Consider the following 12,612-nt stretch of genomic DNA (forward strand, 5'->3'; position numbering starts at 1 on the left):
TTATTAAAAAATTAAAACAACAATCCCACCAACACCAATCAAATGATATTCTCAATTCAAATAAGCCAAAAAATTAACGAATAAATTATTTAAAGTAATTTAAATAACTTAAAAACAAATACGTTAATAACAGCATCAACACCCCCAACTTCAAAGAAGCTTTCGTGCTGTCGCGATCTCACGGTGATCGGGGGTGTCTGGCACTAAAACAGGTGCGCACCATCGCCGGAACGCTTCGCAGTCTTTCAGCAAGAGTGAGGAGACGTCATGCTTTCATGGACTCGGCCACCAGAGCATCGCCACGCTCGCGCGCCATTGCGCGACAAGCGCAAGCCATTGCGCCTCACGAGCATCGTGCTCGCGTGCCTGTGCTGTGCGGGACTCACCGAGCGCCACGCCATGGCGCAGACCCTACCCACTACGCCGATCTCGATCGGCAACGGCGCTAACGTCACATACACCAACGGCGCCATGAATACGTCGACGGCGATCCGTATTTCCGCCAGCAATGGCGGGAGTTCATCGATGACGTTCGCGCCGACCAGCGCCATGTCGGTCTCGAGCCCGACAAACGCCGCCATACAGGTCTCGGCATCGGGTAACGGCTCTGTCGCCAGGTTCACCATCAATTCGGCGAGCGGCTACGGGGTGTCGATCTCCGCCTTCGGCAACTTCTCGTTTGCCGTCGTCGCCAGTGGCACGACCAACGGACAGGCATTCATCGACCTCGGCTCGGGCACCTCGATCGTCACGGGCGGTGGCTCCAGCGGCGCGGGGCTATGGGCCACGTCGGGCGGCACCATCACCGGCGACGCGCTCACCATCAATACGTCGGGCTATTCCGCCCAGGGCGCCGGTGCGGTGGGCGGCGGCGCCATCTCGCTGACAAACAGCCGGATCTTCACCACCGGCGACTATGCCTACGGCCTGCTCAACCGGGCAAGCCACGGCACTTATGAGGGCACCGCCGCGCTGGTCTATCGCAACGGCACGATCTCAACGAGTGGCACCGAGGCCCACGGCATCGAGAGCGAAGGCAACGGCGCCACCGCAATTCACAACACGCAGGTTCAAACCACCGGGGCGAGCGCCTACGGTATCCGTCTCGTGGATTCCGCCAACGGCACCACGTCCACGGGCAGTCCCGAACTGACGATCGCATCGGACTCGACCGGCACACGCTCCAGTGTCTCGACCACTGGCGCACAGGCGCACGCCGCCTCGCTCACGAATTTGTTCGCAGGCGATTCCGCCACGTTCACCGCGTCGGGCACTACCTTGCACGCACAAGGTACCGGTGCCTACGGCCTGTTCATGACCGGGGTCACCGGCTCGAACGAAATCGCCTCGTTATCGAACTCAGTCGTGCAAAGCAACCAGTCCGACGCCATCCATGTGACCGGCCCGAACGCCACGATCACGCTCACGAACGGGACCTCGGTGCTCGCCAGTCCTGGCTACGCCGCGTTGAACGTCAGCGCTGACGGCACGTCGCCGGGCAACGTAACCCTCACCTCCGATGCTTCGACGCTGACCGGCACGATTCTCACCGACGCGACCAGCACATCCGGCGTTGTACTACGCAACGGCTCGACGTGGAACGTGACCGGCAACTCGAACATGACCACGCTCGCGAATGACAACAGCACGATCAACGTGCAGGCCACGGCCGCGCAAACCACTGCGCCGACCATGCGGTCGTCCTACACCACGGTCAACGTGGCGGGTAACTACACGGGCACTAACGGCACACTGGTGCTCAATACGTTCCTCAACCTCGGTGGCACTCTCAGCAACCAGTACACCGACCGACTGCTCATTGGCGGCAATGCGAGCGGCACTACGCTCGTCGACGTGAAGGCGGTCGAAGGCAGCACCGGCCCGACAAAGGCCTTTCAGGCTCACCTCCAGCGCGGTCTGCTCGGCGCCCCGTCTCACGAACTCTTTTCGTCGTCCGACGGCATCTCCATCGTTCAGGTGGCAGGTGCGTCGACACAAGGGGCCTTCGTGCTGAAGAACGGCTACGCGACGGCCGATAATCTGCCGTTCCAATATCACCTTTACGCTTACGGCCCCGGTTCGGAATATGGGGTGGCCGACCCGACCCAAACGTTAGTCGGCTCGGGCGGCACTTACTGGGACTACCGTCTCCAGACGGCCTTCGTCGATCCCGGCGGTCAGGTCGATCCCGAAGCCCCCGGGCAACCCGAACCGATCCCCACGGATGCGCGCCCGGAAGTCGTGCCACAAGTGGCGGCGTATCTGAGCTCGCCAGCTGCGCTGCTTTATGCTGGCCTCATCGACATAGACACGCTGCATCGGCGTCTTGGCGAAATACGCGACGACCGCGATCTCGGCCGGGACCATGGCGACAGCGAAGCCTTCGTGCGCGTGTACGGCGGGAATTTCAACTACCGCAGTAACCGCTCCTTCCAGCAATACGGCTACAACGCGAGCATGGACTACAGCGCCATCCAGTTCGGCGGCAATCTGTTCAAACGGCGCGACGACAACGGTCTGTGGCGCTTCGGGCTCGCGGGCACGATCGGCACGCTGCACTTCGAGCCACAAGCCGTGGACGGCTACAGCAGCGCGCGCACAAGCACGTCTCGCGTGTCTGGCTACGCGACCTACCAGAGCACGCAGGGCTGGTATGTCGACAACGTCCTGTCGTTCGGCTGGTTCGACGGCAACGTGAGCACCAACGCTTACGCCAATGCGTCCGCCCTCAAGGGCCACGATATCGCCGCGTCCATCGAAGCCGGTTACCCGCTGGGTATCGGCGCGGGCTTGCAGCTGGAACCTCAGGCCCAACTCGTCGCTCAACACGTCAGTTTCAACAATCAGGTCGACGCCGACGGCCTCAACGTGAACATCGGTGGTCAGAACCAATGGCTCGGCCGTCTCGGCATGCGGCTTACGCGCGCGTTCGAAGTCGGCAAGGGGCGCGTGACGCCCTACGCGGCAATCGACTATCTGCACGCATTCACCGGCGGCACGCAGGTCACCGTGGGTGGCGTCGGCTTCACCAGCGGCAAGTTGGGCGACGCACTGCGGCTCTCGCTGGGCGCGAACGCGACCATGAGCGAGCGCATGTCGGCGTATGCGCGTGTGTCGTGGTCGAAGGACGTCGGCAACGCCGGCATGCGCGGCTGGCTGTTCAACGTGGGCGGACGGTACCTGTTCTGAATCGACATCGGAATCCCGCTACGTGACGCCCTCGGTCAAAGCGTCGTCGGATTCCCATTGCGATCCAGCTCAAACACCTTGTGCTGCGCCATGCGCCGCATCAGCCAATTGCAGGCCGGACCCATGACGTGGGCTTTGGCCCACACAAGGTCCACCCCCACATGCCAGTCGGTATGGGGATACGCGGACAATTGCAGCTCCACGAATTCGCCGCGCTCCAACCCGTGCCGGATCATCTGACGCGGTAACGTCGTCCAGCCAAGCCCGGCCCGCATCATCTCAAGCAACGCCAGAAAACTATCGGCCTGCCATACGCGTGTCGCTTCCAGATACTCCGTACTTGGCAGCGTCTCGCCATGCGCGCTGAAGATCAGCCGACGATGCTGTCGGAGCACGCCAAAGTCCACGCGCTCCACTTGCGCCAGCGGATGCTCACGGCTGACCACATGGATCAAAGTCAGCTTGCCCATCTGCGTGAACGAGAAGTCACGCGAATAGCGCGGCTTGGCGAAACCAATGCCGAAATCTGCGGTGCCGTCACCCACCAGTGTCGTCACGTCGCCATGCACGGGATGCCGTATGTCGAGATCAACGTACGGAAACGCTTCCGCAAAGTCGGTCAACGGCGCCATCAATGTGTTGTGCGGCACCTCGATCGCCAACGTCAATTTTCGCTCCACGTCCTCCCCGAGTGCATTCGCATGCGCGTCGAGCGCAAGGCAACGCTCAAGGATCAGCTCCGTCTCACGAAGCAGCTTACGGCCAGCGTCGGTTAGCCCGGGGATTCGACTGGTACGGTCGAACAGCTCGACGCCAAGATCGATCTCGAGATTGGCAATCGCCGTACTGACGGTCGACTGCGTCTTCCCAAGGCGCCGGGCCGCAGCAGAAAACGAACCCGCATTGGCCACGGCCGCGAACGTCTCCAGTTGTTCCAGCGAATAGCGCATCCCGCCCCCTTCCATCCATTGAAGATTTCGATGGTTATCAACTTTTACCATCGATAAGAACGACCGATTATGTGCCACCGACGAACGCCACGTAAAGCGGAAAGAAAGCGGCAACAAGACGGCGAAAAGCGCACAAGAAGCGCGTCGGACACATCAAATCCCGGAGGAAGGAGACACCTCATGAAAGACTCGCAAGCGACCCATCCGGTCGACGAAGTTCTGCCGTTGCGGCAACTGTTGAGCTACGGCCTACAACACGTGCTGGTGATGTACGCCGGCGCGATCGCCGTCCCATTGATTCTCGGGAGCGCGCTGGGCCTGACGTCGCAACAAATGGTGTTGCTCATCAACGCCAATTTGCTGACCTCCGGTATCGCCACGCTGATTCAGACGATCGGGATCTGGAAGTTCGGCGCGCGCTTGCCACTGATCCAGGGCTGCTCGTTCATCGCCATCGCACCGATGATCATGATCGGCAAGCAGTACGGTATCGATCACGTGTTCGGCGCGGTCATCGCCAGTGGCGCAGCGACCATTGCCATCGCACCGATTTTTAGCCGCCTGCTGCGCCTGTTCCCGCCCGTTGTCATCGGCAGTCTGATCACGATCATCGGTGTGTCGCTGATGCCCGCCGCAGCCATCTGGCTAGGTGGCGGCAATCCCGGTGACGCAAGCTTCGGCGCGGCGTCCAATCTGTTGCTCGGACTGGCGACGGTGGTCATCACACTCGTCATTTATGCGCGATTCACTGGTTTCATCGCCAACTTGTCGGTGCTGATCGGCCTGATTGCCGGTACCGCGCTCGCTGCGGCTTTCGGCCTGACACATTTCGACGACGTCGGTCGCGCCGCCTGGTTCGAACTGAGTCCGCCCTTCGCCTTCGGCCCGCCGAGTTTTGCCCTCACGCCGATCCTGGTCATGACGCTCGCGATGCTGGTCATCATGGCCGAGACCACTGGCAACGTACTGGCCATCGGCACGATCATCGGGCGGCCATCGTCGCAACGCACCCTGGGCGACGCGTTTCGCGCCGACGGTCTGTCGACGGTGCTGGGCGGCATCTTCAATAGCTTCCCCTACAACGCTTTCACCCAGAATACCGGCCTGATCGCGCTATCGAATGTGAAAAGCCGCTACGTCGTCGCTGCTGCCGGAGCCATCATGGTCCTGATGGGCCTGTTCCCCAAGCTCGGTGCCCTGATCGCCTGCGTGCCGCGCCCCGTACTCGGTGGCTGCGCGATCGTGATGTTCGGCATGACCACTGTTGCGGGCATTCAGGAGCTCACCCGCGTGCGCTTCGACGGCACCCGCAATGCCATCGTCGTTGCCGTATCGGTCAGCGTCGGTGTGCTGCCGATGTCGTTCCCTGCGCTGTTCGAGCATGTCCACGGTCCGCTGAAGCTCGTACTCGACAGTGGCATCTTCCTCGGCGCGATCACCGCGATCACGCTCAACCTCCTGCTCAACCGCCATCAGCGCGCCGAGCACGCGGCCCCGTCCCACCTCCCTATCGCGGAAGCCGAAACCCACTGAGACGGGCGCTTTCCTCACCTAGCACGTCTTCGCTTCGTCGCGGCAGTCACGCATTGCCGCGCCCCAATCATCCACATGACATGGAGTCATTCATGAACGTACGTCACGCCGCAGTTGCCGCCCCCCTCGCCAACCTTTCCGAGCAGGACATGGCCCTGCTACGTCAAACCATCGCGCTGGCCGAAGCTTCGCGCGAGCGCGGCCGCCATCCGTTCGGTGCGCTGGTCGCCGACGAACACGGCAACGTCATCGTCACAGCAGGCAACAACTCGATGCCGCCGGAAGGCGACCCCACGCAGCACGCCGAGCTGGTAGCCGCCGCAGCTGCGGCCAAACTTCTGTCGCCCGAGGCGCTTGCGCGTTGCACGCTGTACACGAGCGCCGAGCCATGCTGCATGTGTTCCGGGGCGATCTACTGGTGCAACATCGGGCGCGTGGTCTACGCCCTGTCGGAGCACAAGCTGCTGGGATTGACCGGTGACCACCCGGAGAACCCGACCTTCTCGCTGCCTTGCCGCGAAGTCTTCGTGCGCGGACAACGTCCGGTCGAAGTGATCGGCCCGCTGATCGAAGACGAGGCCGCCGGTTCGCATGCCGGTTTCTGGGGATAAGCGTCAAACAAAAACTAATCAGGGGGAGACAAATATGAACTCGTCCGAGCGTGCGGCACCGCCCTCGCCGACCTGGCGATCCATGGCACTGTTCGCTACCGTCGGGGCGCTGGCAAGCGCGCCTGCGGCAGCATTCACCTGGAGCGATACGTCGATTCACTACGCCTATGGCAACGATTTCCGCGAACCGGGCGTCACCGATGCCAGCGGACGTGCCGCGCAAATCGCCAAGCAGATCGTGTCGCTCACGCATAGCGACGGCTACGCCTACGGCACGAACTTCTTCAACGTCGACATGCTGATGTCCAACAAGGCGGACCCGGCGAATAACGGCAGCACCGGCGCTACGGAGTTTTATGCGACGTACCGGCACCAACTGAGTCTGAATGCCGTCACGGGATCGAATCTATTCACGCGTGGTCCGCTGCGCGACGTATCGATCGCTGCGGGCTTCGACCTGAACACGAAGAACACCGCATTTGCTCCTGAAAAGCGCATGTTCGTGGTCGGACCGACCCTTCAATTCGACGTCCCCGGCTTCTGGAACGTTTCGCTGCTGTTTCGCACGGAGCGGAACTACAACGGGATCGTCGGGCAAAGCGTGCACTTCAGCAACACGGCCATGATGGAAACGGCGTGGAGCATCCCGTTTCACCTCGGCGGCACCCCCTTGCACTTCGAGGGCTTTGCCAACGTGGTCGCCCCCAAAGGGCAAGACGGCTTCGGCGCGCAGACGCGAACCGAAATTCTCTTGCACCCGAAAGTCATGCTCGATGTCGGGCATTGGCTGAACCTGAAAGCGCGCACGCTGGAGGCCGGGGTCGGCTGGGAGTATTGGTACAACAAGTTCGGCAGCGATCACCACCGTGTTCCCGGCGCCATCCAGAGCACGGCATTCGTGGAGGCCGCCGTCCATTTCTGACGGGGAGCTGAGCGCCGGGTACTCACCACTACACCCACTTCTGCACCCACCGAACCTCCTCTACTTGCACGACATGCTTGTCGATCCCCAGCGCTGCCGCATCGATACCCAGCGCCAGTCCGACAAGCTGTGGCAAGTGGAGGACGGGCAGATCCAGCGGCGTATTCAGATCTCGTGCCATGTCGTCCTGATAGGTGTCGAGCACCGTGTGACATAGCGGGCACGGGGTGACGATGGCGTCCGCCCCGGCCGTTTTCGCAGACGCCACATGCCGCCCGCTCAGCTTGATGGGAATCACATCGCTCTGCGCCGAACAATGGAAGCCGCAGCAAGCTGTCCTGCCGGAGTAGGCGACAGTCGTGCATCCAAGAATCTGCGCCAGCGTTTCTATCGACCGGACATCGCGCGCATCCATGTCGCCAAACACTGACGGCGGCCGGACGATATGGCATCCGTAGAACGCGGCAATCGTGTGCGACGACAACGGCGTCTTCACCAGCGCGCGCAGCCGCGTCTCCCCCACCTCCTCGAGCAGATACCAGAGAAAGTGCGTGATACGCGCCGTCCCCCGGTAGACCAATCCCTCCTCGGCAAGCTTGCTATCGACCCGCGCGCGCAATGCGGGATCGTTGTCCACGCGCTGCTTGGCTTCGAGCAGGTTCAGCGTGCAGGTATTGCAGATCGTCATCAGATCGAGGCCGCGCGCCTCCGCCAGCGCGATGATCCGCACATTGAGTGCGACGAAGCGCTCCGCGTCGGCCGCGCGAATCTCGCGGCTTCCGGTGCAGGTCGCAGAAGTCAGCGTCTCCAGTTCGATGCCCAACCGTTCGGCCACCGCCTGCGTGGACGTCAATAACTCACCACAAGTCGTACGGGCGCTGCACCCCGGATAAAAAGCGATTCGCATGGCAATGCCTCACCAGAAAAAAATTCAACGAAAGAAAATGCGCCGGATCGCTTCAATCCCGTCCACCGGTCGGCGCAACAGCGCCGCCAGCGGCCGCACCTTGCCGCGCAGCATTAGCTTCAAGGTCCGTCCGGGACGTTGTAGCGCCGCTCGCCAGCCACGCGTCCCCAGCACCAGCAACATGGGTTCGATGCGGCCACGTCTCCCGACGATCTCCATGAACGTGCGCGCATGCGGCGACGCCTCCGGCGCACACGCATACGCCAACTGCTTGAGCGGTTCGATGGCGGCACTCACGATCGGAATATGCGCGGGGCAAACGGCTTCGCACTGATAGCAGGAGACACAATGGTGGACATGCGCCTCGTCCAGAATGGCTTGCAGACGGGGGGCGTCGTCCCGGGCATCGAGCGCAACACGGGCCAGATGCACCAACGGCGCAGGCCCCGCAAACGCAATGTCGTCGGGAAAATCGAGCACCGGACACGCCGAATAGCACGCCAGACAACTCAGGCAGTCCATCGTCGCCCGGAGTGTCGCGGCGTTTGTGGCATCGACCGGCTCGGGAAACCCGCCATACGGACGCGTCCGCTGAAGCCACGTCTGCAACGACACCAGCTTCGCCTCGGCCGGTGCCCGGTCGACCGCCAGATCGCGAATCAACGGCAGATGACGCAGCGGCTCGATATGCATCTCCGCTTGCGCCGCCTCCCAGCACGCCAGCACCTCCCGACCGTTCATCCGAACGGCGCAAGTCCCACACTTCTTCGTGCCGCAATACCATCGATAGCCGATGTCCACCCCGAGCGCTTCCTGCACGTAGTTCAGTGCGTCGATGATTCGCATGTGCGGCACCGCTGGCACCGCGTAGGTCTCCACATAGGGCGCAGCGTCCGTCTCCGGATCGAAACGCGAGATGTGCAGCGTCACCGTCGTCAGTTCACTGTTGCGATCGCTGTCACCCCGAAATTGCCTGACGTCCGAATGCATGTGTCCCCTCTCCCTGCAAAGTCGACCGGTCCACCCCGATCCGTGTTTCGATGCCCGCCGCCGAGCCTTCCGTGGCTCACCACGGCACGCTGAAATACTCCTGTCGCTCGAATCCGGGTGCGATGGCCCCCTCGGGGTAGCGCTCACGTCGAAACCGGTAAGCGCCGCCGTCGCGGGCGACGATGTTCTTGCACTGCCATGCCGTGTTATCGACGTACGGAAAGTCCGTGCGGTAGAAACTGCCCCGGCTCTCCTCCCGCTTCAGCGCGCTTTGCAGCGTGACTTCGCACACGTCGATCAGGTTGTGGGCGTCGAGCGCATCGAGCCAGGCCGTGTTGAACCGGCGCGAGGCGCTCGGCGGCGTCATGCGCGGCAGCTCGCGCTCGCGCATCGCCGCAAGCCTCGCCAGACCGGCGCGCATGGTGTCACCGCTCTTGATCAGTCCATACGCCTCGTCCATCACGTCCCAAATGCCCGTCTTGACGTGCATGGGGGCAATCGCCTGCTGACCCGCCTCGCTATCGGCGGCTCTGTGCCGCAACCCCTCCACCCGTGCTTCTTCCGCCCGAATCTGCCGCTCGGTCAAGCCGTCGTGACGATGACGGTCCGGCAAACTACCGGCAATCGACTCGGCGACCAGCCCGCCGTCGTAAATCGCGACGGCCAGACTCCCCGTGACATGCGCCCCCACGCCGCCCGCGACCCACAATCCGTCGACACTGGTGCGCATCGAATGGGGGTCCGACTCGATGCCGCCTTGTCGGTAGTGCATCGTGGTACGCGCCTCGACCTTGTCGCGCGTAATGTCGAGCCCCAGCTTCTCGAACGCCGAACCGGCGTACTGGTAACGCCGCAACACATCGGCGTCGACGTGGCTGTAAGACGTGTAGTAGCCGCCACTGAAGCGCGCCTTGCCCGCGAGCACCTGTTGCGTGAGTCGCTTGACCTGAAGCGTGTAAGGCGCGAGCGCAGCAGGCGCGTCGCGCGACTGCTCGAAGAAGCACTCGCCTTGCGCGTTGTACACACGCGAACTTTGATCGGTGCCGACCAGCGGATTCGGATAGATGTGCAGACGCTGCCACGTCGGTGGATGCGCAAAGTCGCTGATGTGCCAGAACTGCATCTCCAGATTGGTCATCTCGGCCCCCGCGCGCAGCGCCAGCGCGATGCCGTCACCGGTTTGCTCCCGCGTTCCCGTGGAGCGACGCACCATCCTGTCGGCGTGTCCGGTCGCCATCACGACGGCCTTGGCACGCACTGCGAACATCTCGCCGCGCACGTAGTCGAGCGCCGTCAGCCCGCAAACTTCGCCGTTCTCATTGCGCAGCAGCGCCGTTACCACGCACTCCTCATGCATCGGAATGCCGCGCGCCTGCAACTGCTTGCGTCGGATATCCATCAACAGAATGCCGGTCTGTCCCTGCATGGGCGCGACCGCCCAGCGCACGGGCGAGTGGCTCATCGCGATCTGCCCGTCGGCTTCGCGCGAAAACAGCAAACCGAGCGACTCCATCTCGGGATAGAAGGTGTTCTCGATCCAGTGCCCCGCCGCCGCCAGATAGGACTGATCGACCAGAAAGTGGCTGTAGTACTTCGCGAAGAATTCGAGAGAGCTGGCGGCGTTCTGCGCGTTGCCGCCGAGCATCTTCGAGCCGACGATCACCGCCCCGGCCATGATCGACGCACCGCTCTTGCCGACCAGTCCCTTCGAGATCAACATCGGCTTCAATCCCAGGTCGTGCAGACGCAGCGCGGCATAGGTGCCCGCACCGCCGCCGCCCACGACTACGACATCGCAATCGATCACCCTCATCGCAGTAGCGCCCTCCTCGGGCCGGTCATGGATTTTTGAAACTGCTGAATGGAACGTGACCATTGTGGACAGCCCGCCCTCGCGCCAATGCGGCGATCGGGACACGCCATCCAGCAAAGCGGCCAAAGTGAGGGAAACGATCGGGAAAGCAAAGAAAAGTGGGCAGACGACAGCCATCGGCAGCCGCGCGCGCGGGCCGCTCGAAAATTCTGTCCGTTTTGCGATATGTGTTGTCCCGCGCGCGGTGTGCGCGGCAGGCGAGCGGCGCTAATGTGGTCAGGGCATCAGGACAAACAAGACCAACCACAACGACAATCAGCCATCAGGAGACACACCATGGATGCGACCCTGCAAGCCGTCGCCCGCAACGAGCGCGGTTCGCCCGCCAAGTCGGTCATCTTGGGCGCGGGTATCGGTAACGCGCTCGAGTGGTACGACTTCGCGTCGTTCGTACTCTTTTCCCGCTATTTCTCGACCCAGTTCTTCCACGCCGAGGACCCGACCGCCGCCTTCCTGTCCACGCTTGCCGTGTTCGCCGTCGGCTTCCTGCTGCGCCCCATCGGCGGCATCTATTTCGGCTGGCTGTCCGACCGCCGGGGACGCCGCTTTGCAATGGTGGCCTCAATGGCCGTCACCGCCGCAGGGTGCCTCGTCATCGCCGTGTCGCCGACGTACGCCTCCATCGGATTGATGGCACCGGCATTGCTCGTCTTCGGACGCCTGCTCCAGGGCTTCGGGCTTGGCGGCGAGATCGGCGCATCGTTCACGTTCCTCGTGGAAAGCGCTCCCGTGCACCGTCGGGGCCTCTGGTCGAGCAGCATGTTCATCGCCATTACGGGCGGCTCGCTGCTGGCCACCGCCGTGGGACTGATACTCACGCAGGTCTTTTCCACGGACGAGATGACCCGCTACGGCTGGCGCATCCCCTTCTTCCTCGGTGCGGCCCTCGGGGTGTATGCGCTGTTTCTGCGCGGCAGGCTCAAGGAAACGTCTGCCTTCGAACAGGAGCAAAGCGAAGCGCGCGCCGGTGCGCCCGTGCAACCGATGGCGCACGCAATCTGGGAACATCGTGCATCGGTGCTGCGAATCATCGCGCTCACCGCCGGACCGACGCTGACGTTCAATACCTGGATGTCGGGAGCCATCACGTTCGCCACGCACTTCAAGGGCGTCGATGCCCGTCAGGGGCTATGGGCGCTGTGCATCGGCTGCCTCGTGTACATGGCCGTGCAACCGTTCTGGGGCGCACTGTCCGATCGCATCGGCCGCAAGCCGAACTTGCTGATGGGGGCCGGCGGCTCAGCGCTCGTTATCGTGCCCCTGCTGATGCTCATCGACGGCTCTTTTGCGCGCCTCACGCTGGCGATCTGCGCCGGGCTGGTCGTCCTCGCCGCCTGGACGGCCATCGCCCCGGCGGTCTATGCCGAACTGTTCCCCACGCGCATCCGCGCCACCGGCGTGGCCATTCCGTACTCGCTGACGGTCGCGATCTTCGGAGGCACAGCCCCCTACCTTCAGAACTGGATGGCCGATCATGGCCATCTGGCGTGGTTCGCCGCCTATCTGATCGCACTCAATCTGCTGACGGTCCTCGCTGTGGTCCGGATGCCCGAGACTCGCGGTCAACCGCTCGAATGAGCCATGACGCCGGAGGGCAGCACGCTCCTCCGGCGCCGCCCCCCGCCTTCTGTCCTATC

General features: G+C 62.8%; 9 protein-coding genes. 5 read left to right on the top strand and 4 right to left on the bottom strand.

Annotation, left to right across the window (positions count from 1 at the left end):
* Window positions 1-267: 267 nt before the first annotated feature.
* On the top strand, window positions 268-3,189 hold the full coding sequence (locus tag ACIQWO_RS08240) for an autotransporter outer membrane beta-barrel domain-containing protein (protein WP_402821615.1): 2,922 nt from the start codon (window positions 268-270) through the stop codon (window positions 3,187-3,189).
* A 35-nt stretch (window positions 3,190-3,224) separates the two neighbouring features.
* Here the strand turns inward: ACIQWO_RS08240 and ACIQWO_RS08245 are convergent, their stop codons facing one another.
* Window positions 3,225-4,139: a LysR family transcriptional regulator gene (locus ACIQWO_RS08245; RefSeq protein WP_402821618.1), complete on the bottom strand. Its 915-nt coding sequence runs from the start codon at window positions 4,137-4,139 to the stop codon at window positions 3,225-3,227.
* Between the two features lie 180 nt (window positions 4,140-4,319).
* Between ACIQWO_RS08245 and ACIQWO_RS08250 the strand changes: the two genes are divergently transcribed.
* From ACIQWO_RS08250 to ACIQWO_RS08260, 3 genes are all read left to right on the top strand, one after another.
* Window positions 4,320-5,672 (top strand): nucleobase:cation symporter-2 family protein, encoded by a 1,353-nt coding sequence (locus ACIQWO_RS08250; RefSeq protein WP_402821621.1) that lies wholly within the window; start codon window positions 4,320-4,322, stop codon window positions 5,670-5,672.
* Between the two features lie 92 nt (window positions 5,673-5,764).
* Complete coding sequence (locus ACIQWO_RS08255; RefSeq protein WP_402821624.1) at window positions 5,765-6,283, top strand: nucleoside deaminase; 519 nt, start codon at window positions 5,765-5,767, stop codon at window positions 6,281-6,283.
* Window positions 6,284-6,317: 34 nt separating this feature from the next.
* The gene (locus ACIQWO_RS08260) at window positions 6,318-7,205 is read left to right on the top strand and encodes a hypothetical protein (protein WP_402821627.1); all 888 of its coding nucleotides are present in this window, start codon (window positions 6,318-6,320) and stop codon (window positions 7,203-7,205) included.
* 28 nt (window positions 7,206-7,233) lie between these two features.
* Here ACIQWO_RS08260 and ACIQWO_RS08265 read toward each other — a convergent pair whose 3' ends face one another.
* The 3 genes from ACIQWO_RS08265 to ACIQWO_RS08275 all read right to left on the bottom strand — a co-directional run bounded on the left by ACIQWO_RS08265 (window position 7,234) and on the right by ACIQWO_RS08275 (window position 10,915).
* Window positions 7,234-8,112: a CoB--CoM heterodisulfide reductase iron-sulfur subunit B family protein gene (locus ACIQWO_RS08265; protein ID WP_402821630.1), complete on the bottom strand. Its 879-nt coding sequence runs from the start codon at window positions 8,110-8,112 to the stop codon at window positions 7,234-7,236.
* A 24-nt stretch (window positions 8,113-8,136) separates the two neighbouring features.
* The gene (locus tag ACIQWO_RS08270) at window positions 8,137-9,102 is read right to left on the bottom strand and encodes a succinate dehydrogenase/fumarate reductase iron-sulfur subunit (RefSeq protein WP_402821632.1); all 966 of its coding nucleotides are present in this window, start codon (window positions 9,100-9,102) and stop codon (window positions 8,137-8,139) included.
* A 76-nt stretch (window positions 9,103-9,178) separates the two neighbouring features.
* Window positions 9,179-10,915: an FAD-binding protein gene (locus ACIQWO_RS08275; protein ID WP_402821635.1), complete on the bottom strand. Its 1,737-nt coding sequence runs from the start codon at window positions 10,913-10,915 to the stop codon at window positions 9,179-9,181.
* Between the two features lie 336 nt (window positions 10,916-11,251).
* Between ACIQWO_RS08275 and ACIQWO_RS08280 the strand changes: the two genes are divergently transcribed.
* Complete coding sequence (locus tag ACIQWO_RS08280) at window positions 11,252-12,553, top strand: MFS transporter (RefSeq protein ID WP_402821638.1); 1,302 nt, start codon at window positions 11,252-11,254, stop codon at window positions 12,551-12,553.
* Window positions 12,554-12,612 lie beyond the last annotated feature (59 nt).

This window comes from Pandoraea sp. NPDC090278 (assembly GCF_044772185.1).
Taxonomy (GTDB): Bacteria; Pseudomonadota; Gammaproteobacteria; order Burkholderiales; family Burkholderiaceae; genus Pandoraea.

Coding starts and splice junctions, on each gene's coding strand:
- ACIQWO_RS08240 (WP_402821615.1), top strand. CDS start 268: ATGCTTTCATGGACTCGGCCACCAGAGCATCGCCACGCTCGCGCGCCA.
- ACIQWO_RS08245 (WP_402821618.1), bottom strand. CDS start 4,139: ATGCGCTATTCGCTGGAACAACTGGAGACGTTCGCGGCCGTGGCCAAT.
- ACIQWO_RS08250 (WP_402821621.1), top strand. CDS start 4,320: ATGAAAGACTCGCAAGCGACCCATCCGGTCGACGAAGTTCTGCCGTTG.
- ACIQWO_RS08255 (WP_402821624.1), top strand. CDS start 5,765: ATGAACGTACGTCACGCCGCAGTTGCCGCCCCCCTCGCCAACCTTTCC.
- ACIQWO_RS08260 (WP_402821627.1), top strand. CDS start 6,318: ATGAACTCGTCCGAGCGTGCGGCACCGCCCTCGCCGACCTGGCGATCC.
- ACIQWO_RS08265 (WP_402821630.1), bottom strand. CDS start 8,112: ATGCGAATCGCTTTTTATCCGGGGTGCAGCGCCCGTACGACTTGTGGT.
- ACIQWO_RS08270 (WP_402821632.1), bottom strand. CDS start 9,102: ATGCATTCGGACGTCAGGCAATTTCGGGGTGACAGCGATCGCAACAGT.
- ACIQWO_RS08275 (WP_402821635.1), bottom strand. CDS start 10,915: ATGAGGGTGATCGATTGCGATGTCGTAGTCGTGGGCGGCGGCGGTGCG.
- ACIQWO_RS08280 (WP_402821638.1), top strand. CDS start 11,252: ATGGATGCGACCCTGCAAGCCGTCGCCCGCAACGAGCGCGGTTCGCCC.